At 59.5% G+C, this 24,213-nt stretch carries 18 protein-coding genes; 8 read left to right on the top strand and 10 right to left on the bottom strand.

The features are described from left to right. The first annotated feature begins 11 nt into the window (after positions 1 to 11). Entirely contained in the window at positions 12 to 569 is a 558-nt protein-coding gene (locus tag KBB96_RS07590; RefSeq protein WP_211634029.1) for a hypothetical protein, read from the top strand. A 475-nt stretch (positions 570 to 1,044) separates the two neighbouring features. Then, positions 1,045 to 1,524 (top strand): hypothetical protein, encoded by a 480-nt coding sequence (locus KBB96_RS07585; protein ID WP_211634028.1) that lies wholly within the window; start codon positions 1,045 to 1,047, stop codon positions 1,522 to 1,524. A gap of 592 nt (positions 1,525 to 2,116) precedes the next feature. On the opposite strand, the gene KBB96_RS07580 is transcribed toward KBB96_RS07585, so the two are convergent. Beyond that, entirely contained in the window at positions 2,117 to 2,380 is a 264-nt protein-coding gene (locus KBB96_RS07580) for a hypothetical protein (RefSeq protein ID WP_211634027.1), read from the bottom strand. A gap of 148 nt (positions 2,381 to 2,528) precedes the next feature. Between KBB96_RS07580 and KBB96_RS07575 the strand changes: the two genes are divergently transcribed. After that, positions 2,529 to 8,219 carry an RHS repeat domain-containing protein gene (locus KBB96_RS07575; RefSeq protein WP_211634026.1) on the top strand — a complete coding sequence of 1,897 codons (5,691 nt, stop codon included), beginning with the start codon at positions 2,529 to 2,531 and terminating at the stop codon, positions 8,217 to 8,219. A 34-nt stretch (positions 8,220 to 8,253) separates the two neighbouring features. Next, positions 8,254 to 8,754: a hypothetical protein gene (locus KBB96_RS07570; RefSeq protein WP_211634025.1), complete on the top strand. Its 501-nt coding sequence runs from the start codon at positions 8,254 to 8,256 to the stop codon at positions 8,752 to 8,754. A gap of 523 nt (positions 8,755 to 9,277) precedes the next feature. Here the strand turns inward: KBB96_RS07570 and KBB96_RS07565 are convergent. The 8 genes from KBB96_RS07565 to KBB96_RS07530 are packed head-to-tail and all read right to left on the bottom strand — an operon-like array spanning position 9,278 to position 19,393. Beyond that, on the bottom strand, positions 9,278 to 13,048 hold the full coding sequence (locus tag KBB96_RS07565; RefSeq protein WP_211634024.1) for a hypothetical protein: 3,771 nt from the start codon (positions 13,046 to 13,048) through the stop codon (positions 9,278 to 9,280). 33 nt (positions 13,049 to 13,081) lie between these two features. Then, positions 13,082 to 13,819, bottom strand: a complete 738-nt coding sequence (locus KBB96_RS07560; protein ID WP_211634022.1) for a hypothetical protein — start codon at positions 13,817 to 13,819, stop codon at positions 13,082 to 13,084. Beyond that, positions 13,816 to 14,823, bottom strand: a complete 1,008-nt coding sequence (locus KBB96_RS07555; protein WP_211634020.1) for a VWA domain-containing protein — start codon at positions 14,821 to 14,823, stop codon at positions 13,816 to 13,818. The genes KBB96_RS07560 and KBB96_RS07555 overlap by 4 nt, the downstream gene beginning before the upstream one ends. A 5-nt stretch (positions 14,824 to 14,828) precedes the next feature. Further along, positions 14,829 to 15,746, bottom strand: a complete 918-nt coding sequence (locus KBB96_RS07550) for a vWA domain-containing protein (protein WP_211634018.1) — start codon at positions 15,744 to 15,746, stop codon at positions 14,829 to 14,831. Further along, on the bottom strand, positions 15,743 to 16,561 hold the full coding sequence (locus tag KBB96_RS07545; protein ID WP_211634017.1) for a hypothetical protein: 819 nt from the start codon (positions 16,559 to 16,561) through the stop codon (positions 15,743 to 15,745). Before KBB96_RS07545 ends, KBB96_RS07550 begins: the two co-directional genes overlap by 4 nt. Further along, entirely contained in the window at positions 16,558 to 17,412 is an 855-nt protein-coding gene (locus KBB96_RS07540) for a DUF58 domain-containing protein (protein ID WP_211634015.1), read from the bottom strand. Before KBB96_RS07540 ends, KBB96_RS07545 begins: the two co-directional genes overlap by 4 nt. Positions 17,413 to 17,423: 11 nt before the next feature. Next, complete coding sequence (locus KBB96_RS07535) at positions 17,424 to 18,395, bottom strand: AAA family ATPase (protein ID WP_211634013.1); 972 nt, start codon at positions 18,393 to 18,395, stop codon at positions 17,424 to 17,426. Positions 18,396 to 18,445: 50 nt separating this feature from the next. Further along, a complete protein-coding gene (locus KBB96_RS07530; protein WP_211634011.1) occupies positions 18,446 to 19,393 on the bottom strand; it encodes a TlpA family protein disulfide reductase in 948 nt (315 codons plus the stop codon). 319 nt (positions 19,394 to 19,712) lie between these two features. On the opposite strand from KBB96_RS07530, the gene KBB96_RS07525 reads away from it, so the two are divergent. Beyond that, positions 19,713 to 20,063, top strand: coding sequence for a hypothetical protein (locus tag KBB96_RS07525; RefSeq protein WP_211634009.1), 351 nt, complete (start codon positions 19,713 to 19,715; stop codon positions 20,061 to 20,063). A 136-nt stretch (positions 20,064 to 20,199) separates the two neighbouring features. Here KBB96_RS07525 and KBB96_RS07520 read toward each other — a convergent pair whose 3' ends face one another. Then, a complete protein-coding gene (locus KBB96_RS07520) occupies positions 20,200 to 20,625 on the bottom strand; it encodes a Minf_1886 family protein (RefSeq protein ID WP_211634008.1) in 426 nt (141 codons plus the stop codon). 239 nt (positions 20,626 to 20,864) lie between these two features. Here KBB96_RS07520 and KBB96_RS07515 point away from each other — a divergent pair, with 239 nt between their 5' ends. From KBB96_RS07515 to KBB96_RS07505, 3 genes are all read left to right on the top strand, one after another. Then, positions 20,865 to 21,908 (top strand): sugar phosphate isomerase/epimerase family protein, encoded by a 1,044-nt coding sequence (locus tag KBB96_RS07515; protein ID WP_211634006.1) that lies wholly within the window; start codon positions 20,865 to 20,867, stop codon positions 21,906 to 21,908. Positions 21,909 to 22,005: 97 nt separating this feature from the next. Continuing rightward, on the top strand, positions 22,006 to 23,169 hold the full coding sequence (locus KBB96_RS07510) for a Gfo/Idh/MocA family protein (RefSeq protein ID WP_211634004.1): 1,164 nt from the start codon (positions 22,006 to 22,008) through the stop codon (positions 23,167 to 23,169). 104 nt (positions 23,170 to 23,273) lie between these two features. Next, positions 23,274 to 24,182, top strand: a complete 909-nt coding sequence (locus KBB96_RS07505) for a ThuA domain-containing protein (RefSeq protein WP_211634003.1) — start codon at positions 23,274 to 23,276, stop codon at positions 24,180 to 24,182. Positions 24,183 to 24,213: the final 31 nt, after the last annotated feature.

Genomic DNA, 24,213 nt, shown 5'->3' with positions numbered 1-24,213 from the left:
TTAATTGATTTATGAGAAAGGCGATTTTAGTATTGTTTCTATTTTCTTGTTGGGCTCGAGGGGGAGACGCCTCTCTTGTCGATAAGATTCCATTCGAAACTATTCCCAAAGACGAATTGAAGGGTGATTTGTCGCTAAGTGAAGTATTTAAGCTGAGTATTCAAAAGGATCAGCGATTGCTGAAGATTAGAGATCAAAACGGGATGGTATTGTTTTCCCAAGCAGATGGGAGTGTTTGGGGGGCCATCGCTGAGAAAAATAGATGTGTATTGTTGATCAGGAAACGGCATGGGTTGGGGTATAATTTTTCTGGGTTGTTGGTTTTGAAATCCACAGATGGAAGAATTCAATCTAGAATGTTGGGCGATGGGTATTTGGTGTGCGGCGATAATAAAGGAATGTGGGTTACGGATATTGTTAAATTCAGAAAGGACGACGAGTTGGAGGTCCGATCGACCGTCTTCAAATTAGATAATATGGGGCCCAATAAAAAGCCTGAGGAATATGAGAAATGGAGTGCCATCATTAAACTGACCGATGCCGACAAAAGTGGCAACCAACCGCAGTAGGCGTGCCACTCGGTTTCCATGCCAAAGCCGGATAGGAGCTTCTCGTGCGCAGAGGCTTCGTGACGGCTTGCGGTCTTACCCTTCCGAACGCTTCAAGACAAACTCCACCCACTGTAAGTCCTGTTTCCGCCAACCAAGCCCGCATTCCAGAGCGTCTTTCAGCCATGCGGGTTTCGGAAAGCGGATGAGAAGCGCGACTCGTCCGATGATGTCGCCTGAAGCCTGTCAGATCCCGTCCTCCTAACAAGTCTCCAGCCCCTCCTTCCCGCGATGGACGCAACCGGGTGGGCGGGGTAGAGTGTCGGCGCGACGACAAGGCGCACGCGATGTCCGTGAACACCCAGGACAACGACTACTTCCGGGAAGTTCGTTGATCGGCTTCCGTAGTGCCGATGAGACAGACCTTTGGCGATAGTATGGATGGCGCTACGACAATGTGATTGCGATGAAAAATCAACATGGGTATTTTATTTGAATGAAAACATGTGTTGGAATCGCGATGATGGTTCTGGCGGTGACGATCGCGGGAAATACTCTTTCTCTTGGTGCTGACCCAAATCCGCCATCGCCCAAAGATTGGCTGAAAAACCCTCCAGAAACACTTTCAACTCCCGCAACAGAGGTGGCCGAGACCAATTTTTATGTAGTTGGCCTCACACATGTTTACACCGCCGTAGGTTGGTTGGGGGGAAATTCATCAAAGGAATTGACTCCTGAGCAGGCGAAGTACCTCACAGGGCACTACTATCGGCAAGATAATGGTAAAAAGGCCTTCTTGGTTCGCGGTCTTTTTTCAAACGAGACAGGAAAGCATAGCCTGAAGCTATATGGTGATAGTCTGGTTGTTCGTCATGACTCCTTAGGTCGCTCAGATAAACCAAATTTTTCACCTATAATTGTACAACTCGAGAAAGCTCCTAAAAATGTTTATGTAGTCATTTCGGTTGCGGAGTAAAGTAAACTGCACGCGCCGCCAAGGGCATGGTGCGTGGCTCCCGGAATAAAAAATGGTGGCAACCAACCGCAGTAGGCGTGCCATTCGGTTTTCATGCCAAAGCCGGATCGGAGCTTCTCGTGCGCAGAGGCTTCGTGACGGCTTGCGGTCTTACCATTCCGAACGCTTCAAGACAAACTCCACCCACACTGTAAGTCCTGTTTCCGCCAACCAAGCCCGCATTCCAGAGCGTCTTTCAACCATGCGGGTTTCGGAAGCGGATGAGAAGCGCGACTCGTCCGATGATGTCGCCTGAAGCCTGTCAGATCCCGTCCTCCTAACAAGTCTCCAGCCCCTCCTTCTCGCGATGGACGCAACCGGGTGGGTGGAGTTCCGTACCCGCCCCGCCGTAGAGGCCGGGGAACCCGTGGACAAACAAGCGCTTGATGGCTGGCATGGTGGTGTCGATCGACCGATATCACGCATAGTTGGGCCGATGTCGGTGGCAAGGAATTTGGAGCGCCGGACGATGGATTTTATGTGAAGATGACGGGATGTGTGAAATTACCGTGAAGACGGGGAAATCCATTGACCGGAGTCATGGATTCTGATTTCAGCGAGGAAGCTGGAACCAGCCTCTTTTTATGGCGTCATCCTCATCTTCGTCGTCCTCGTCCGCACCATCTTCTGAATCTTCGAGCTCCTCGGAATTCCCGGACAGCGGGTCCTCCTCGTCGGAATCCGAGTCTTCGAGTTCGGGTGGAGCTGACAGTGGTTCCTCCTCATCGGATTCCTCCTCCGGTTCGGGCCCTTCGGAGAGCAGCTCGTCGTCCTCCGACAGTGGTTCGTCCGGTGATTCGTCCTCCTCGGAGTTCACCTCCAGCCTGCCGCCTTCGCCGTCGTGTCCCTCCGGCTCGTGTGAGGATTCCTGCGAGGGTGGTCTTTCGGAAAACGCGGAATCGGGTGACGCCGGCGGCGGCTCGGTCTCCCTGTCCGACGGTTCGGCCAATGCGCAGGTCGCCGGGATGCCGGCCTATGGCGGCAACCGCTCCGGCGGAGCCAATCCCTCCAGCCTGCCGAAGGGCGATCCGGGGCCGAACAGCCGCCGACCCCAGGGCGATCCCGGCGCGGGCGGCAACCGTCCCAAGGGCGATCCACCCGCCCCCCGCGGCGGCGGCAAGGGCGACGTGGTGATCGATACCGGCCTTTCCTACAGCAGCCGTTCCGGCGGCCCCGGCAGCAATGGCGCGGACCACGGCCAGAAGTGGATCGCCTGCGGCTGCGCCGGCCTCTCCGGCACCAACAGCAGCGGCCCGGCGAGCGGCCCGATCGTGTGCAAACCCCAGCAGGACCGCGCCGTCTGCGGCCTGCCTCCGGGCACTCCTCCTCCGCCTCCGGGCGGCACCACCACCTTCAACACGCTCTACTTCGTCAAGGACCAGTTCTCGTTCAAGAGCGAGGTCGGCGGCGGCGGCATCTACACGATGCTGCAGGGCACGGGCAAGAAGTTCACCTTCGACATCAACGGCAAGCTCAAGACCATGGTCGGCGCGGGCAACGTCGCCGCCAACTTCACCTTCGACGGCGACCGCCTCAAGGACATCAACATCCCCAGCCTGGGTGGCGGATCGAACCGCTACCGCTATGAGACGAACACCGCGGGCATGACTTCGGAGCTCAAGTACGAGGTGGACGATGATCCGGTGCTCAAGACCACCTACGGCTACACCGATGGCAACCTGACGACTGTCAAGCTGTGGGAAAACCGCGCCCCCGCGGGAGAACCGGCGGACTGGGGTGATGCCCCGATCTCGACCACTTTCTACAGCTATCATCCCGGCAGCAACCGGATGCGGCATGTGATCCCGCCGCAGATCCACCGCCAGATGATGAACAACGGCATCGATCCGGAGGAGGCCACGGAGAGCCAGCTCAACGAATACGCCGCTTCGGAGTTCGCGGAGTACGATGCGAACAACCGGGTGACGCTGTTCTACACCAGCGGGCGGCGGTATCAGCAGACCTTCAGCTATCGTACCAACCCGGTGCCGCCCGCTTCGGCGTTCACCGGCTGGGCCTCCTGCACGGAGGTGGTGCGCGCGGACGGCTCGGTGATGAGCTGCTACTACAACCGCAGCGGCCAGCTGATGCTCAAGATGGTCCAGGATGGTGACCAGACGTGGTATCCGCTGTGCCAGCAGTTCGAGGAAGGCAGCGGCCGCATCCTGCTGTCGGCGTCCGGCTCCGCGATCGAAGGCATTGATGAAGGCACCCCGACCTTGGTGAACCTCTCGGCCACGGTGGGGAAAATCACTGTCTACGACTATACGGCCGCGGGCTATCTGCAGAATACGAAGATCCAGAATGGCACCTCCGGAACCCTGATTCCGCAGGAGAAGCTGGAATACCAGGCGTGCCCGGAAACGGCCAACGGCACGATCTACGTGGTCAACAAGCGCACCACCTACCGGGATGATGCCGGTACGCAGGAGGTCGTCACGACCTACTCCTACGACTACCACAGCGGCACCAACCAGATTTCGAAAAAGACCACCCATCTGCCGGTGGTCCCGACGAGTGAAAACGGCACCGGCGCGTCCTACCAGACCGAGTCGCACTTCGATACCCTCGGTGCCTTGATCAAGATCGTGGACCAACTCGGCGTGGCGACCACCTACGAATACGATGCGGCCACCGGCGGCATGACGAAGATGACGCAGGACCCCACGGGGTTGAATCTGGTCACCGACTACGAACTGGACCGCCGCGGCCGCACCATTCTGACTCTGGGACCGGAACATGAGGTCGATCTCGCCGGTACGCCCACCGCGCTGCGCACCTGCCGCTGGACCTATTTCCAGGACGACATCGAGGGCACGTGGACCTTCAATGGCTACCGCACCACCGTCGGCCCGGCGGTCGACCAGATCGTCGGCCCGGTGAGCATCAACCGTCCGAACCTGCCGCCGCCCGCGGACATGGCGGCCTACGCCGGTTGGCGCCAGTCGTCGCTGATCCAGGCGGTCTATGACGGCGAGGGCATCCCCGCGCCGGACACCGTCTTCGGCCAGGAAACGTGGACCCGCTGGACCGTCGGCCTCAGCGACCGCGCGTCTGAGTATAAGGAGCAATGGACCTACTTCAACATCCCGCTCGGCGGCTACGGCCATCAGTCGGAGAACTACGGTCGCAAGCTGTTGGCGTATGACAGCGTGGGCCGCCAGAATTGGACGATGTGTGCCGGGGCGACGATCGACCAGACGACATTCAACGCGATGGGCTGGCCGGTGCAGGAGGAACTCGGCACGGTGGCGGGCCTGAGTGTGACGACGGTGCGCGAGTTCGATGCCAACGGCAACGTGACCCAGGTCACCGCGCCGGTGGACACGAACACCGCGAACGACCGGGTGACGACGAACACCTACGATTTCCGCAACCGCTTGGAAACATCGGCCCGTCATCTCGACGAGAGTCCGTTCGCATTCATTAACGGCTACACATACGACAACCGAGATCTATTGACTTCCCAACAGACGTTCAAAAGCGACACCACTTCTCCCAGCAACGTCATTGCACGCACGGATACAGATTATGATGCGCTTGAAAACCCTTTCAGAACACGCGTCTATCAGAACAATGGAGACTGGAGCAACCCGCAGATCTCGCAATTCTATTATGACGCCTCAGGTCGGCTAGCGCGCAGTGCTCCCTCCGGGAGTAAGCTCTTTATCGTCAGGAGATACGATAGCGTAGGACGTATTGAGAAAATATTCCGGGCTTGGCCATCAACAGGCGACAACCCATTAGTCGATCCATCATCGATTGTTCATGCAGTTGTGATGGACCAAAAGGAGATGAACTATGACGAGGCAAGCAACCTTCTTAGTGAGATTCACCGCCAGCGATTCGATGATACTCCAGATGTAGATACTGGTGAGTTAGGGGATTCTTCAATTTCGCCAAAGGCTCGAGTAAGCTATATTGCTTCCTATGCAGATGCTGTCGGACACTTAATGGCAACCTCCGACTACGGTACCAATGGGGGAGGCTCGTGGAGTCGCAGCCAGACCACGCCGCTGCGTTCGGACACTGTCTTAGTGACTTCGACCTTGTATGATGCCGCTGGCAATACAACGGTCCTGACCAATGCTGCTGGCATCAGTAACTCGCGTGTTTACGACGACGCTGGCCGTCTGATTACCACTGTAGAAAATGATGCTTCCTTTGGGTTTCGTGCTACCCACTATGAATATACGGATGACGGTTGGCTGACCAAACTCAAGTGCGAGAACCCGGACACTGGTCTACAGATCACAGAATGGGTGCGCGGGGTGAGTATTGCTCAGGGGTCCTCGATCAATAGCAACCGCTTGGTCTTCCAGAAGATTTATCCCAACAGTACAGGAGCTTCCGATAGAGTTACCAGTCTATACAACCGTCAACTTCAAACTGTGAGGGTATCCGATCCTAATGGCACCATTCATGCCTATAGCCTTGATAAATTAGGCCGCCTACTGGTCGATCAAGTAGAAGAGTTCGGTCAAGGAATTGATGCCACAATAGGTCGGGTTACAACAGTTTATAGTGACTCCGGATTTGTTGAGTCTCAAACTAGTTTCAGCGTGGATGGGACGAGTAGTATTAATCAAGTTATTTATGATTATAATTTCTTTAATCAACTTAAAGCGGAAACTCAGAAACCCAACGGTTCCTCAGAACTCCCTTCGGTAGAGGTGTCCTACGAATATGAAGACGGCAGTTCAAATACACTTCGAATGACGAAATCCAGTATCGTTTCTTCTAAGGGTGTGGCTATTCAATATGGGTCGGTCAAAGCGGACGCCTTGAGCCGACCTGATCAAATTAATTATGAGTTTCCTCTGTCCTATTTTAGAACTACATATTTGGGGGTGGCTACATTAGTGGATGAGGAAATATTCTCGGATGGATTACCTGCTATCCCAATCGCAAAATGGACAATGAAAAATGGGGCGACTGGGGACGCTGGAGATAAATATACCGGCCTTGATCGTTTTGGTCGCAGAGTGGAAATTATATGGGAAAACGCCGATGGCAAACAGGTGCATTCCCGTTATGGGCGAAACAGAGTCGGTGGAATAGAATGGAGGCGTGACGAGAAGGCACACGCGATGTCCGTTAATACACAGGATAGCTATTATTGGTACGACGATCTTCAGCAAGTGAGGCGTCACGATCGTGGTAATCTGATACCATCATTCGGCCCATATTACACTGGTATTGAGAATACAATAGATATGCCTCGTTCTCAGCAAGAGATATTTGTCTTTGATGAATCCGCAAATTGGAATTCCACCTATAAACAAGAGCCTTCCTTTTCTCAGAGTCGAGTGAACAACCAATCTAACCAAATCGTCAGTTTGGATGGCCCATCTGGTGTCATCCAACCGGCTTACGATTTGGCTGGAAACATGATCTCTATCCCCACGCCGAAAAATCCGACTATGGGATATGAACTCGTTTGGGATGCGTGGAACCGTCTAGTTCGAGTTAAAGACGATGAGGGTTCTGTTTTGGCTGTTTATAGTTATGACTCAAGAAATCGTCGCGTGAAATCTGTCGTAGACGGAATAGGAAAAATTTTCATATACGACAATCAGTGGCGGGTGATAGAAGAGCGTCTCGCCGAGACGCCCACAATTGTTGATCGGCAGTACGGATGGAATCCCTTCGACCGTTGGGATTTGATCCGACGAGTAAGATCGACAGAAGGGGTGGAGTCCGATGAATTGGTATTTCCGTTGAAAGACTATTTTGATCCAGTGGCTTTGATTGATCGATCAGGTTCTGTCATTGAACGCTATGATTATGATGCGTTTGGGGCAGAACAAATCCTGAGCGCGTCATTCGAGCAAAAAGATGAAAGTAGTTATGAATGGACGTTTTTGTTCCACGCGGAATTTAAGGATCTGGAGACAGGGTTGTATAATTATGGATTTCGTTTTTATCACACCGGTTTAGGGAGATGGTGCTCGCGTGATATTCTTGGGGAAGCTGCTGGATCAAACATGTATTGCATGCTTGGAAATAATCCTGTGAACTCTATAGATCAATTCGGTCTATCTGGACTTGTTTTTTATTTCCGACCGACTCCGGTTGTGACTCCAGAAACGCTTACCTATACGTTCCCGCGGACGGTGGTTCAGGTGCCAGAAGTTGTCTCACCTCGCTATATGCCTTTGGATCCTCTTCCTCCTGGAACTATAACAGAACCGTCTTCAAGGTGGGCTCCTTATCCCAATCCTACTTCTCCACAACCTGAACCAGACGAGGATCATGATCATATAGATTGGGATATGGTGGATCGCTGGACTCAAGAGCCTAATGGAGTTAACGAAAAGCAAGATAGGCGGCAAAAAGTGAATGATTGCTGCAGGTTGCATGATAAGTATAAGAATATCCAGGATAAGCGGCCTACTGGGGAAAATACTTGCGAGGATATGTACCAAAAATCAAAAGGTCTTATCAACGAGAGGAAGGTGAGGATGGATTATATAAAAGAAGGATGCGATGACGTGCCATGGAGTAAGAATCCCAAAAAACATGATGCACATGCAGAGGCGCTAAGGAATGAACTCAAAAATCTTAAGGCTAGAATGAAGGATAGAGGGTGTTGGGATATGGACGAATTTGATTGGTATCACTTGGCGCAACCCGGATCACGCCCAATTGCATGAAGATTGATACCATCACTTGATAGAAGTCCAATTTATGAAAGAAGATATTTCTGATGCTCAAGAGGTCTTGAGAAAAATGCGCAAGTGTTTCCAGAAGCGCCCTACTGGAGAATCTGGTTTGGTTTTCGACATGAAGCATCTTGCACGTCAAATTGAAGGGAGTGATTTTCCGGTAGATGGATTAAATATTTCAGGATTCTATAAATATTATCCATTTTTGTATGTTTCTGACGCATGGTTATTTTATTTATTTGCGACTATAACCTATAAATTTATTGAGTGTTGTATTGATTCTGATTTTTCATTTTTGAATGAGGATTTAATTTCCGACTATTTACAAGTTTCAGAAAATGAAGAGAAAATCCGGCTGATAGTGAAAAGCTGTGATAAATTGCAGAGACGTATTTTGGGAGATGCTCTCATGTCTTTCATGAATATAGTGCAATTTGATTCAAATATTCATAAACCGGCGGATATTAGAAGGAGATTGATATTTTCCGCTGATCTGTGGAACGATGTCGTGGCGGATTTCTAGAAAAGTAGCAGCCCACAGTCTGAGATATGCCACTCAGTTTCGATGCGAAGTCGGATCTGAGCTCCTCGTAAACATGTCCTCGTGATGGTTTGCGATCTTACCAATTCCCAAAGCTTCGACCCGAGGTCCACCCACCTCAGAAGCTGTCTGATTCAGTCCGGGGCAACCTGATAGCTGGTCTAAACCGCCTCTGGCGATGTTCCGGCAATCATGCCTGCATTCCAGAGGGTTTTTCAGCCATGCAGGTTTGGGAAGCGGATGAGAAGCGCGACTCGTCCGATGATGTGGCTTGGAAGCCTGTCAGATTCCGCGATTCTAACATGCCTTCAATCCCGCCTTCCCGCGATGGACGTAACCGGGTCGGGGGGAGGGCTATTTGGAAAGGGAATTTGGAATGTGAATGTGATGCAAAAATTTACGCGAGGCGGGTAGGGGGAAGCCGTTGAGATCGGCTCCTCCCGTTTGGAAGCCAAATATACGATGACAGGGCAGCCACGGGTGTGGCTGCCCGTTTGCGGGGGCTTCAGGCAACGCCCGAGGAGCGCCGCGCGACTTCCAGCCACTTGCTGATGACGGGGGAGAGATCGCCAGCCGATGTCTCCTTGGCGCTGAAGTAGCGGGACTCGATCTCGGCGATCTGCTCGCACAGGGCGACCTTCTCGCCGTCCGACATGGTATCGCCATGGGTCAGGCCGATGCGGCGCAGGAAGGCGACGGTGGAGAACGGCGTGGGATTGGAGGGAGCGGAGAGTTCCTTCGCCACTTCCGCCGTCTGGCGCTTTCTCTTTTTCAAGAAGGCGATCAATGCAGCGATGGCGGCTACGAGCAGCACCACGATGACGGAGGTGCCGAGCCAGCTTCCGGTCCGTCCGGCGAGCTTCACGCCCGCAGTGGCCTTGGCGGCATCGATCTCGACGAGGTCGGCATCCTGGTAGTGCTTGTAGTCGATGGACGCCGGTTTGACGCCGGACTTGAGCGCGGGGAAGGGGAAGGTCACGTCACCCTTCAGGTCCGCCTTGCGGCGGTAGGTGAGCTGCCAGTTGCGGTCGGCCTGTGGCAGACGCTTCTTGCCATCGCTCACGAACTGGGAAACGGACAGCTTGCCATCGACACTCTCCAGATCGAAACCCTCGCGTCTGGTGTCGAAGAGCTTGTCGAGATCCGGGATCACTCCCTGGCCGCGAGCCTGGATTTCCACCACGACCTTGCCGTCCTTCCATTCGCGTTCGTCCATGGTGAGCGAGAGCGCGAGGTCGCCGCACGGGCGGTTCTCCACATCGGCATCGTGTGAATCGATCGGCTCGACCTGGGACATCACCGGCAGCACGACCTGGCCGGGCTGATCGACGAAATCCACATCAAGCTGCACCGATGGGATGCGATCCACGGCGGCGGTCTTCGAACGCAGCACCATGTAGGCGAGCGGCGTTTCCACCCAGCCCTCGCGCGGCAGGTCGATGGTCTTCACCGCGGCATCGTGGAAGGTGATGGACACCACCTCGAAGGTCTCGTCCAGCGCGGCGTGGATGTTCTTGGTGAAGTCGTCGCGCAGGTTCTTCGATCCGCCTTCCTCACCACCGCCGAACATCGAGCGCTGCTGGTCGGACTGGTTCTGGAGATACTTGCTGAATCCACCGCTTTCGCGCAGGAGCTGGCGTGTGGTCTCCAGCGAGACGACGGCGCCGAAGGGCTGGCCGTGGCCGACGCGGCTCGGGCCGTCCACCTTGATGCGGAGCTGGATTTCATCGAGCAGTTCCTTGTAGTAGTCGAGCGACTTGGTGGCGGCGGAAGCGGCGGGATTGTCCGCGCCCACGATGCCCAATCCGGAGCCGAGGAAGAGCTGGCGCATGTTCGCGGGGACGCGCGGGAAGACCTCCCCGAGCATCTTGGCGAAGATCTCCAGGTGACGCGGACCGGCATCGCCCGGCAGAGCGCGCATGGCATCGCCGATGGACTTGAGGCCCGGATCGACCCGTGCGGTATTGGTGGTGAGCTGGGCGAGATCGCTCGCGCCGAGCATCACGAAGAACCATGCCTGATAGGGCTCGATGGTCCATTGGCCGCTGGGCAGGGTGGGGATCTTCGCTGCATAGAGCTCGGTGGCCTTGCGGAAGCTGGCGAAGGATTCGTCGCGCAGGTTCACATAGTCGGTGAGCTTCACCTGACGCTGGAGTTCATACTGCGAGGCATCGTAGAACAACTGGCCGCGGGTGATGAAGGCGGACCAATCCTCGCTCTCCGGGCGGATGCCGCGCTTCGCGAGTTCGAGGGCGGTGCGGTAGCCGCGGGAAACCTCGTCCTTCGCTTCCTGCTCGGTGCGGTTGGTGCCGGCCTGCTGCTGCGTCTTCGGATCACGCCATTCCTGGTTGAGACGGCCGCGCATGCCGCCGAGCAGGTCGAGCAGTTCCTTCTGCACCATCTTTTCAGGCGGGCCGAAGATCGCCTCGATGTCTTCCATGCGATAGACCTCCGCACCGCTGTGCAGCGTCATGAAGGCCTGCACGATGAGCTTCGGATCGAGCGGTTCCGGCGAGATCGAGCGCAGGTCGCCGAGCAGCGCCTTGAAGTGCTGGATGTTCTGGTTCTGGCGCAGGCGGGTGAGCGGGATGCCGGAACCCTGCTGCTGCATCTGCGGCGGGATGTAGTAGCCGTAGGCGCGCATCTGTTTCACCTGCTCGCTTTCCGCGGGCTTCGTGCGCTTGGAGACCCATCCGGCCAGCACGTCCTGGCAGACTTCGCGCTCGAGGCCCGGATACTTTTTCACATAGTCCTTCAGCAGCGAGAGGTCCGCCTCGTCCGGCAGGAGGACGCCCACCTTCACCAACGTGAGTTCCACGCGCTGGGCGAGACCGGGATTGAGCCGTGCGATCAACGCCTTGGGCGGTGCGGTCGAAAGGACCTGCTCGGTGGAGAGGGTGGGGGCTTTCTCCTGATTGTTGCCGTAGCCGTAGCGACGCAGCATCATGCGCTCCGCCTGGGACATTTCCGTGGTGACCACGCCACCGGCGCGGTAGCAGGCCTCGGCCTCATTGAGCCAGTTCATCACCAGCACGGCGGTGTTCGAGGGCAACGCGCCTTCCTTGCCCGCGAGGGCTTCGAGGATGAGGTGCTGGGTGCCGAGGCTGGAGGCACGGGCCTGCACGTCGGTGCCTTTGGAGGCGTTCTGCCCGAGCTCGCCGATGATGCCGATGAGTTCGGAAAGCGTGGCGGTCTGGTTGAAGAGTTGCTCGCGGATGAGCTTCTGCGCCTGGGCGGGATCGAGTGCGGGCAGCAGTTGCACCAGCCGCTCCATGGCGGGGCGGAACTGCGGCCGGGTGTAGTTGCCGAAGCGTGCGGTTTTCATCACGCGCGCGGCGAGATCCGCGGCCTGCTGGAGCTGGCGCTCGTCCTTTTCCTCCACGCCGGTGCGGGTGAAGTACTCCATCGCGAAAATGAGCTGGGAGGTTTCCGCGTCGTCCCAATCCTCCTTCTTCAGTGGCAGGAATGGTCCGGCATCGCGGATCCAGCCGAGCGAGGAAAGCAGGCGCGTGGCCAGCTTCCTGCCTTCCGACGTGGTGCCGCCGAGACCTTTCCAGCCCTTTTCCATGCGGGTGACGAGCGTGGCACGTCCGCCTTCGCCAAGCGCGGTCTTCACCAGCTTGGTGAGTGCCGGGATGTTCTCCTCCTTGAGATCGGCGGGGTTGGCGTTGACGATCGCGTAGAAGTCTTCGCTGAGGATCGGCGCGGGCTTCTTCTTCAGTTCCTCCCGCTCCTTCATCTGGCGCTGCATGCGCTCGCGCGGGTCCTCGTCCTCATCCGATGAATTTTCCGGTGTCTTCAGCACCGCGCCTACGGAGATCGATTGATCGCCAAGCGAATCCAACAGCTTCCCATAGATGGCGGATGCATCCTGCGGTGGCAGTGTGGCCAGCGTCTTGCCGACCTCCGTCCAATCGCCGAACATCACCGCCATGCCGAAGGTTTCGGCGGGAGTCGGCGGCGTGTCCTTCTTCTGGGACTTGGTGGCGGCCAGCAGCGCCTCACCGGAGCGGTCGAACCGCATCGACTTGAGCTCCTTGGCCAACTCCTTGGTGGGATCGGCTTCCTTTTTCTCGCCCTCCTTGGCCGGTCCGGCGGCGGCTTCTCCGGCGGGTTGCGCGGGCTGCTGCGGGTTCACCGGTTGGGCGGGCTGGGCCTGCGCGGCTGGCTGGAGCGGCACGATCTGGACCACCTGGGCGGAGGCCGCCGAGGCCGCGAGCACCAGGCTGAGCGGCACCGATCCAGGGAAGAGCGGGTTGCGTGACGAAGGCTTCATGGGAATACGGGAATGGATGGTTTTTGAAGTCGGTTAGGAGCCGGAGCCCGGCTGGAATCGGCGCATGCCGCCGCCGGGTGCGGGCGGGCCCTTGTCATTCGGGCCGCGACCGGGCTGCTTGCCGCGCTGGCCGCGGCGCTTGCCCATTTGTTCGCTGAGGCCCTGGCCGCTCATCGCGCGGCCTTCCTCGGGCAGCGGACGGGCCATCAGTTCGGTGAGACTCAGCCGCTGGAGCTGCACGGCGGATTCGAGATCCTCCTTCTGGCGGTGAGTCTGATCCTCGTTCTTCGGATCGGAGTAGTGCTCGGAGAGCAGGCGGAAATTCTGGCGGGCGAGTTCGGCCTCCTCCATCCACAGCTCGCGCTTCGCACCCTCCAGCCGCATCACCCAGCCGGCGTAGTAGTGGAGGCGGGCGGCGAGTTCATGCGTCTCCTGCTGGAACTCCGCGGGCATGGTGGCCGTGGCGGCATCATCGAGCAGTTTGTCCATGCCATCGATGGAAGCCACTGCCTCGCCGACCCGGAAGCCGGTGCGCGCGCGGGCGAGATCGAGCCGCAGCTTGAGCTGGCGGTCCTGCGATCCGGCGGTGCGATCGGCTTCGCGATAGAGTTCATAGGCGCTTTGCCACTCGCCTTTCTTCTCCGCGGCCTCGGCACGCTGGATGATCGAGTGGGCCTTGTCGCGGGCGAGCCACTCCTGGCCGCGGCCGAAATGCATGACCACGACCGGCAGCGGCAGAAGGAGCCAGGCGAGGACGAGATACTTTCTCATGGGACCGGGCTGGGCTGGAGTGAACGCAGCGGGGCGGGACGCGGACGCCACGCGCTGCCGAGGTATTCGAGAAGCAGCGGCAGCAGGCACAGCAGCACGGAGGAAACCGCCAGCGAAGCCAGCGCGATGAAACGGCGGTCGGTGCGCCAGCGCGCGGTGCCCGTGTCCTCCGCATTCAGTTTCTTCAGCGCCTCACTGGGGACGTGCTTCACGTTGCAATCGTAGAACGTGCCGTGCAGCCGCCGTGCGAGTTGGGACAGGTTAGACGTGTCCTGACGGGAAAGGTGGCCGTCGATGAAGGTGCCGCGGCTGGAATCACCCACACCCGCGAAGATGACTTCGGAGACGGAGGAAGGCATCGGATTCAAGCCGGTCGGGGGCACGCTATCGCCATCGGAGATGACGAGCAGGGTGGTGGACTTGCGTTCCCAGCCCTTCATGATCGTGCCTGCCTGGTTCAGCGACTTGAGAAGGTCGGTCTTGCCAGGTTCGTAGGTGATGTGGAAGGGCGTGCCGCCCACGAGGTGAAGGATCAGCTCCCGATCCTGGCACTCCTTCACCAGCAGGCGCGTTTCGGTATAGAATCCGGCGGCGGTGAAGCGCACGCGGTCGCCCGGAATGCGGTCGAGCACGGACTTCAGTACGGCGGCGGCGCGTTCGTTCCGGGTCTGCGTGCCATTTTCCCCGCCGTCCTTCAGCAGCATGGAAGGGGAGACATCGAGCAGGATCATCAGGTTGCGATCCGGCGGCTTGCGGCCATCGCGCTGGCGCGTGAGGCGGTCGAAGGAAAGCAGTGTGACCAGCGACCACGCGAGTGCCGTGACTCCGACGATGCGGCACACCGGCGCGATCACGGTCCAGCGCCGCGGGCGTCCGGCCGGTCCGAAGGCCAGCGCCTGCACCCGCTTCAGACGGCGGGTGTGGAGCCACTCGCCGATGCCGGCGATCACGGCGGCGGCCAGCGCGGCCCAGATGGCTTGGAGATGGAGGGTTTCGGGATTCATGGGGATCACCAGGGGGTGTAACGGAGTCCCAGCAGCGAAAGGACGTAGAGAGCCGCCGTCACGAGTCCGGCGATGGCGAGAGGCGTGTAATCATCGACCCAATCCGCGGTCACCTGCTTGAAGCGCGCCTTCTGCATGCGGTCGATTTCGCGGAACACATTGTCGAGCGCCGAGCGGTCATCGACATTGAAGACCTTGCCACCGGTGGTTCCGGCGATGGTTTCCATGCCGCCGCCGCCGATTCCGTCGTTGCCAACCTGGATGCCGAATACGCGGACATTCGCGGCGCTCAGCTCCTCGGCAATGCGGCGGTCGCCGCCATTGGCGAAGTCGCCGCTGCCACCGTCGGTGATGAGAACCACGGCGCGGTCGCCCTGCTCGGTGCGTTCCAGTTCCTCACGGCAGCCGTGGAGCGCATTGGCGATGAGCGTGCCACCCATCCATGGCGGCATGTTGTCCGGACGGACGTAGTTCATCGCGCTGGAAATGGCGGACATTTCCTTCGTGGGAGGTACCCAGTGGATGAACTCGGAGCCGAAGATGGTGAGACCGAAGGCATCGCCCTTGCGGTAGTTGCAGAACTCGCGCGCGGCATCCACGGCGGCTTCGAAGCGCGTGCCTTTTCCGAAGCGCGCGCCCATCGAGCCGGAGACATCGATGCACAGGATGATGTTGTTCATGATCCGCTCGTCCTGCGGTGGAGCGGTTTTGCGCGGACCGGCCAGCATCAGCACGGCGATGGCGAGCAGCAGAGCGGGCAGCGTGCCCGCCAGATTGGTGAAGAAGCGCAGCGCCTTGCCACTGCGCTGTTGGCCGTGGTCGAAGGGCAGCACCACCGGATGACCGCGGCGCACCCATTGCCAGAAGCCCCAGAAGACGGGAAGCGCGAGGAGCCAGAGCAGTTCGGGATGATGGAAGCTCACGCGGCCACCCCGCTTTCCACCGCCATGGTAAGGTAGGGTTCAAGCAAGGCATCGATCTCCTGCTTCGAAGCGCCGCCGGGATGGTGCAGCCAGCGCTCCATCGCACGCAGCAGCGATCCGGCCTCGGGATGACGCTTGAGCGCGGCGAGCGCCTCGGTCATGTGCTGGTCGGGAGTGGCGATCTTTTCGCGCCAGTAGCCGCTCATCAGGCGTTCCAGCTCTGCCTGTCCGGTGGCGGTCAGAGTACCCGCGGCGGCGGCTTCCACCAAGGGACGCATGCGCTCGGCATAGGAAGGTGCGGGCGGAGCGACTTCCCCGGTATCCACGACCTTCTTTTTCCGTCCCAACCAGATCAATGCGGGAAGTCCGCACAACCACAGCACGGCCAGACCACCGAGCATCATGCGGTAACCGCCGAAGAATGGAAACGGCCGTGGCTCGAAACGGTTGAGTATCCCCATGTGATCGGGAGGAAGAAGCGAGCCGATGTCGATCCTCGCATCGCCGATCTCGGTGGCGGGCGTGCCATCCGGATGCACGAGGTAGTCCGCGAGTTTGTAGGAGCCGGGCTCGAAGCCGATGGGATGGAAGATGTAGGTGAAGCGGCCGTCCTTCTCCGGCTGGATCTTTTCCAGACGCAGGATGATCGGCGTGCGGTCATCCAGCGCGCGCGGCTGGTAGTCGCCGCGATCGAGCGTGATGGGATAATCTTTTTCCAAGCCGATGTCGCCGGGCTTCGGCGCGGCGCTTGCGAGCTGCGTGGCAGCCACGGCACAGCAGGCCAGACGGAGGATGGCGGACGCGCGTGATCTCATGCGTTCCTCCTGTTCGAGCGGTTCTTCAGGAAATGGCGCAGCTTTGCGAGGATCGGCTCGTCCGTGGGCAGCTTCAGGTAATCCACGCCCGCGCGGCGCAAGGGAGCGCCCACTTCATCGGTGATGAACTTGGTGCCGCCGCGTGCGACGAATTCCTGCGCGGATTCCGCTTCCACGCCGCGCAGGATGCCCGCGCGCAACTTCCCGCGCTCGGCGGGATCTTCCAGATGCAGCACGGCGCAATCGTGATCCTGCGCCATCAGCTTGATCGCCGGAAGCGCGTCCGGATCGTGAAGGTCGCTGATGACCACGAACAGGCAGCGTTGTTCGACACGCGGGATGAGTTCGCGCACGCGCTTGCCCAGCGTGGTGCCTTCATTGAAATGATAGTGGCGGAGCTGGTGCAGCCACTGGAGGATGATGCCGCGTGAAAGCGCGGGCGTGTGATGCAGCGTGCGTTCACCCACGGCCATGAGGCCCACCGGATTCATGTGCTCCACTGCCGCGAGCGCGAGGCCGCCGGCGATCTGCACCGCCCAGGCGTACTTGCTCAGCTTCAACGAGCTCACGGACATCGAGGCGGAGGTGTCCACCAGCAGATAGACGGGCATCTGCTTCGGGGCCTCGTACTCCTTCACATGAAAACGTCCGGTGCGGCCGGTGGTGCGCCAGTCGATGAACTTCACGGGATCACCGCTCTGATAGAGGCGCGATTGCACGTACTCGATGCCGGAGCCGAGGAAAGGCGAGCTTTCCTGGCCGTAGGCGAGCGCATCCGCCAATCGCTTCACGGCGATCTCGAACTGGCGCGCGTCCAGATGATCGGAGGACAGGGTCCCGGAGGGATTCATCGCGCGCGGGATCAGCCGAGTTGGTGAAGCAGCTCCTCAAGCACCTGGCGGGGCTTCCGTCCATCCGCGAGGGCCTCGTAGCTGAGGCGGATGCGGTGGAGGATCACATCCTCGGCGAGCGCGAAGAGATCCTCCGGTACGACATAGTCGCGCTGGTTCACGAAGGCACGGGCGCGGGCGGCCTGCACGATGGCCAGGCTGGCACGGGTGGAGCAGCCCATCTCGATGGAGGGATGCGTGCGGGTCAGGCGGATGAGTTCCACGCAGTGCTTCATGAACACCTCGCTCACATGCACCGCCTGAACGTCCGTCATCGCACCGATGAGGTCATCAAGGTGGCAGACCGGCTCGGCATTGATCATGTCGAAGGCGCTCTTCGGCATCGCGCCGCCCTCGACCTTCTTCAGGCCCATTTTCAACTGTCTGCGTAGTACTTCCTCCTCCTGTTCGGCGGACGGATAGTCGAGCCGGTGGCAGAGCATGAAGCGGTCGAGCTGCGCTTCCGGCAGTTCGAAGGTGCCAGCCTGCTCCACCGGGTTCTGCGTGGCGATGACGAGGAAAGGCATCGGCAGCGGATAGGTCGCGTTGCCGATGGTGACCTTGCGTTCCTGCATCGCCTCCAGCAGCGCGCTCTGAACCTTCGGGGCGGCGCGGTTGATTTCATCCGCCAGCAGCAGGTTGGTGAAGACCGGACCCTGGTGGGTGCGGAAGCGGCCGGTGGCCTGGTCAAGAAGTTCCGAACCGATGATGTCGGACGGCAGCATGTCGATGGTGAACTGCACGCGGCTGAACTGGAGGTCGATGGCGCGGGCGACGGCGTTCACAAGCAGGGTCTTCGCGGTGCCGGGCACGCCCAGCAGCAGCAGGTGGCCGCCGGTGAGCAGCGCGATCATCATGCGCTCGACGACGACATCCTGGCCGACGACGACTTCACTGACGCGGTCGCGGACGGCCTGGACGAAATGGGTTCGGGTATCAGTCATGAAAGAAAAGGCAGGGTGGGAAAGGGCGGTGGAAAAGGCAGGGGAGGGGCTTATTTCAAGGAAGCGATGCGCGCGAGGGTGGCGGAGGCGTTGGCCTGCGCCGGACCGGCGGTGGCTGCCAGCGGAGTGGCGATCTTTTCCGCGGCGGCTTTCAGGGATGCCGCCGGGTCCTGTTGTGCCACCAGATGGGCGGCGACCTCCGCGACAACCGCGGGTTGCTTGGCGTAGTCCTCGCAAAGCAGCTTCGAGAGCTCGACCGCGTCGCCTGGCTGCTTTTGCGCGATCAGCAGGTCCAACTGCGCCAGCCCGCCGATGTAGCCGAACTTGGCCGGGAGCGCCTCCTGCAACTGGGCGATGGTCGCTTCCGCCTCGGCCAGTTTCCCGGCGGCGATTTCGGCCTTGGCGCGGGTGGCCAGTTCGGTGGCCTTCGCGCTCGGGGCGGCATCTTCCGCCGGAGCCGCCGGCTCGGCGGAGGATTTGGTGGAAGGTTCACCCAGCAGCTTTTCAAGAACCTCTTCCTTCAGCGACATCGGATGGCCGATGTAGGCGATGCTGCCCTTCTTGTTCACCACGAAGGCGCAGGGGATGCCGTTTTGTCCGGCGGCGGTGAGCCAGTGCTTGCCCATCCAGCCTCCATCGGACTTGTCATCCACGGTCACGCGGTAGCCCATCTTCCCGCCCATCTGCTTGATGAAGTCGGTGACGGTCTTCTTGTCCTCGCCGAGATTCTGGCCGATGACCACGAGTCCCTTGTCCTTGTATTTCTTCTGGATGTCGTTGATGTGCGGGATCGAGGCGACGCACGGGCCGCACCAGGTGGCCCAGAACTCGACGATATAGACCTTGTCGCCTTCGAATTCCTTTACCTCATCGCCCTGAGCCCAGGCGCTGACCTGGATCTTCGGGGCCGGATCGCCGGTTTTCAAAACGGCGTGCGCCGCGGGTGCGAACCAGATGCACGCGGCAATCGTGGGAAGGCTGATGAGCCAGGGTTTCATGGGATCACGGTGGGTTTGGAGTGGGTGGAGCAGAAAGCGTTCCCTCGATCTCCATTCGGATTCCGGAGGCGCTTGTTGCGCGATGATTTCAACTAAAACGCCACCGGCTCGGAAAACCGTTAGACGTTTCAGACTTTTCTTCGTTTTTTGAGAATTGGACCTGTCCGCAGGCCGCGTCAAGCCGCTGAACCGCCATGGAACTCACGTATTTCAATCCATATCAGCCGTATGCAAATGGTCAGAAAAAGATCATGCGTCCGATTGCCTCCACGGGCATCCGGGGTTGACCCTGCGCGGGGTGGCATCGATACATCCGGGCATGAAACTGGCGGCCATCCTGGGAGTGATCGCGCTCGTGGGGATTTTTTTCACGGTAGGGGTGTGGACGGGTATCAGCCTGAAGGAAGTGACGGCGTCCGCGCCGGGGAAAACGGAGTTCCGCATCCATCTGAACAACCTCCAGCGTAAGGACCTCACCCCGCAACTCCGCGAGTATCTGAAGAGCCGCATCTATTACTTGGCGTCCGTGATGCCGAAGCAGGACCTGCCGAAGGACAACTTCGACTACGGTCCGGTGGATGAAACCGTGCTGGCCGGTGCCAGCGGCATCAAGGACGCCACCTCGCCAAAGGAGGTATACGAGCGCGCGATGGCAAAGCGGGGGAGGTAGCGCGATACCCCGATGTAGTCGAAAGATCCGCTTTCGGGATGTGTCGGCCAGCTCCAGTTGGCGGGGGCCTGTCAGGCCGAACGATCTCCAACCCCACGGAGGGAAAGCTGGAGCTTCCCCTTACATACTTGCGCTACTATTTTTTCACCGCCTTCTTGGCCGGCTTGGCCGGGACGAGCCGCTTCGGCATGAAAGGGTGGGTCAGCGCCTCGCGCAGATTGAAATCACCGGTGAAGTCCTCCTTCGAGTCGGACTCCTGCTTGCCAAACATGCCCTCCTCGATCAGCAGGAAGACGATTTCGCCCACGTCGCTGCACTCGTGGATGCCCCACTCCGCCATCAGCGTGGACCCCATGGGGCCGAACTGCTCCAGCGCCAGATCCCGGAAGCCATCCAGGAGCTCCTGGCCGCTGACGTGGCGGGCGCTTCCCGCGTTGCCATCGGCCACGCGCTTCAGCGTGAAATCGAGGGCGTCCTTCAGGAAAAAGAAGCCGTGGGGCTCGTAACGCTTGTCGCGACTGACGATCGTCATGACTGCTTGCTCGAACTGCACGGGCTGCATGGCCGGGACACTAGGGGGAATGGCCTTGTCCTGTCAAAGGAGTTAGATGGCCGTAGGGCTGGAAGGGCGCAAATCGCCCCCATTTTCCCCGGATTTCCACACCGGGAGACCCGTTGTTCCCTCTCCGGCCGCCAGACCCTCCCGATATTGCATGATCAAAGAGGTTTCTCCGCGGCGTTTTTGCTTCCGCCAGCGCGGGGAGACTCCCTAGCGTCGGCTCCCATCCCATCCATTGCGATATGCCAAGACCTGTCACACTCTTCACCGGCCAGTGGGCCGACCTGCCGCTTGAGAAACTCGCGCCGCTCGCCAGCGACATGGGTTACGAAGGCCTCGAGCTCGCCTGCTGGGGCGATCACTTCGATGTCACCGCCGCCGCTTCCTCGAAGTCCTATGTGAAGGAGAAATGGGAGCTGCTCGCCGACCACGGCCTGACCTGCTTCGCCATCTCGAACCACCTCGTCGGCCAGGCCATCTGCGACAACATCGACGAGCGCCACAAGGCGATCCTCTCCGATGAGATCTGGGGCGATGGCTCCCCGGAAGGCGTCCGCAAGCGCGCCGCCAAAAACATGGCCACCGCCGCCAAGGCCGCCCGTGCGTTCTTCAACGCCAAGCCGGGCCGCAAGGGCAAGGACGACTTCCCGGCCGTGGTGAACGGTTTCACCGGCTCCTCCATCTGGCACTCCATCTACGCCTTCCCGCCGACCACGCAGGCTTACTACGAAAAGGGCTTCAAGGATTTCGCGAAGCGCTTCCTGCCGATCCTCGATGCGTTCGAGAAGAATGACGTGAACTTCGCACTCGAAGTTCACCCGACCGAGATCGCCTTCGACATCGTCTCCGCCCAGCGCGCCATCGAGGCCGTCGGCGGCCACAAGCGTTTCGGCTTCAACTTCGATCCGTCCCACCTCGGCTACCAGGGCGTGGACTACGTGAAGTTCATCCGCACCTTCGGCGAGCGCATCTTCCACTGCCACGTGAAGGACGCATGGTGGGGGCATGGCGATGGCACCGTGGGGGTCTTCGGCGGCCACACCGATTTCGGCGATGCCCGCCGCTACTGGGACTTCCGTTCCCCGGGCCGTGGTGATGTCCAGTTCGAGGACGTCATCGTCGCGCTCAACGACGTGGGCTACCAGGGCCCTCTCTCCGTCGAGTGGGAGGACATCCGCATGGACCGCGTCCACGGCGGCACCGAGGCCGCCGAGTTCGTCCGCGCGATCGACTTCGCGCCGAGCAGGGTCGCGTTCGATGCGGCGTTCGATAAATCGAAGCAGTAACAGTTAAAGGTTAGAGGTTGGATGTTATTGGGGAAGAACTTCCTCTGCGTCCCTCTGACCAATAACCTCTAACAAACAACCAATAACTTTCCTCTACATGAACCGCAAAATCCGCATGGGCATGGTCGGTGGTGGCCGGGGTGCCTTCATCGGCGCCGTACACCGCATGGCCGCCAATCTGGACGGGCAGATCGAACTGGTCTGCGGCGCTTTCTCCTCCGACCCGCAGCGCTCGAAGGACTCCGGTGCCGACTTCTTCCTGCCGCCGGACCGTTGTTATCCGGACTGGAAGACCATGATCGAAGCCGAGGCCAAGCTCCCGGAAGGCGAGCGCATGGACTTCGTGGCCATCGTCACGCCGAACCATGTCCACTTTCCGCCCGCGAAGTACGCGCTCGAGCACGGCTTCCACGTCCTCTCCGACAAGCCCGCCACCTTCAACCTCACCGAGGCGAAGGCGCTGCAGGAGATCGTGAAAAAGTCCGGCCAGCTCTACGGCCTCACCCACAACTACACCGGCTATCCGCTGGTGAAGGAAGCGCGCGACCTCATCGCCGCAGGCAAGCTCGGCAAGATCCGCAAGGTCGTCGTCGAGTATCCCCAGGGCTGGCTCTCCAACCGCATCGAGGAAGGCGGCCAGAAGCAGGCCGCATGGCGCACCGATCCGAAGAAGAGCGGCGCCGCCGGATGCATCGGGGACATCGGCACCCACGCCGAGAACCTCGCCGAGTACATCACCGGCCTGAAGATCAAGGAACTCGCCGCGGACATCACCGCCTTCGTGAAGGGCCGCAAGCTCGATGACGATGGCAACGTGCTGCTCCGCTTCAAGGGCGGTGCCAAGGGTATCCTCCACGCCTCGCAGATCTCCGCGGGCGAGGAAAACAACCTCAACATCCGTGTCTATGGCGAGCTCGGCGGCATCGAGTGGCGCCAGATGGAGCCGAACACGCTGATCGTGAAGTGGCTCGACAAGCCGACGGAAATCTACCGCACCGGCCTCGGCTACCTCGGCGCGAACGCCGCCGCCGCCGCCCGCATTCCCGCCGGCCATCCGGAAGGCTACCTCGAAGCCTTCGCGAACATCTACCGCAACTTCGCCGGCCACATCCGCGCCAAGCTGAACGGCCGCAAGGTCGCGAAGGGCGATCCGGTGCTCGACTACCCGACCATCGCCGATGGCGTGCGCGGCATGGCGTTCATCGACGCCGTGGTGCAGTCCTCCAAGGCGAACGCCGCGTGGACTCCGCTGGAAGGTTGAGACCTCTTCGTACGTAGTTCCTCCTTCAGGAGGGCTTCTTGCACATCGCTGCTTCTCCACACCCTCCTAAAGGAGGAACTACAAACTCAGAAATCCTCTCTCCCATGAAAACCTCACTCGCCGCTCTCGCCCTCGTCGCGGGACTCACGCTCTCCGCCCACGCCGCACCGCCTGCGGATGCCGCGCAGAAAATCGCCGCCGCGCTGCCGGACAAGGCCTATGCCAAGCCCGCCAAGGCGCGCAAGCTGCTCGTCTTCTCCGTCACCAACGGCTACCACCACGACTCCATCGAGACCGGCCACATCGCCTTCACCGAGCTCGGCAAGAAGACCGGTGCCTTCGAGGCCGTGGTCAGCGATGACCTCGACAACTTCGAGGTCGACAAGCTGAAGGGCTTCGACGGCGTCTGCTTCCTCAGCACCACCATGGAAGTCTTCCTTCCGCATCCGGACAAGCTCAAGACCATGAGCCCGGAGGACGTGAAGAAGGCCGAGGAGAAATCCGACCGCCTCAAGAAGAACCTGCTCGATTTCATCAAGTCCGGCCGTGCCTTCGTCGGTATCCACGCCGCCACGGACACCTTCTACAAGTGGCCCGAATACGGCGAGATGATCGGCGGACAATTCGACGGCCACCCGTGGACCGCGGGCACGCAGGTCAGCATCAAGGTGGAGCCGGGACAGGAAAAGAACCCTCTCGTCGAGATGTTCGAGGGCAAGAACATCGAGTTCAAGGAGGAGATCTATCAGATGAAGTCTCCGCCGTATGACTCGAAGAAGCAGGACGTGGTGCTGCGCCTCGATCCGGACAAGTCGCCGATGAACCTCGGTGGCATCAAGCGCACGGACAAGGACTTCGGCGTTTCCTGGGCGAAGCACTACGGCAAGGGCCGCGTCTTCTACAGCTCCCTCGGCCACAACCACGACATCTACTTCCATCCGCTCGTCCTGAAGCATTACCTCGCCGGCATCCAATGGGCGCTCGGCGATTACAAGGTGGACGTGAAGAATTGATGCTTCGTACGTAGTTCCTCCTTTAGGAGGG

The sequence above is a fragment of the Luteolibacter ambystomatis genome, from assembly GCF_018137965.1.
Classification (GTDB): Bacteria; Verrucomicrobiota; Verrucomicrobiia; order Verrucomicrobiales; family Akkermansiaceae; genus Luteolibacter; species Luteolibacter ambystomatis.
The sequence above is the reverse complement of the archived record's forward strand: the minus strand, read 5'-3'. Positions and strand labels throughout refer to the sequence as shown.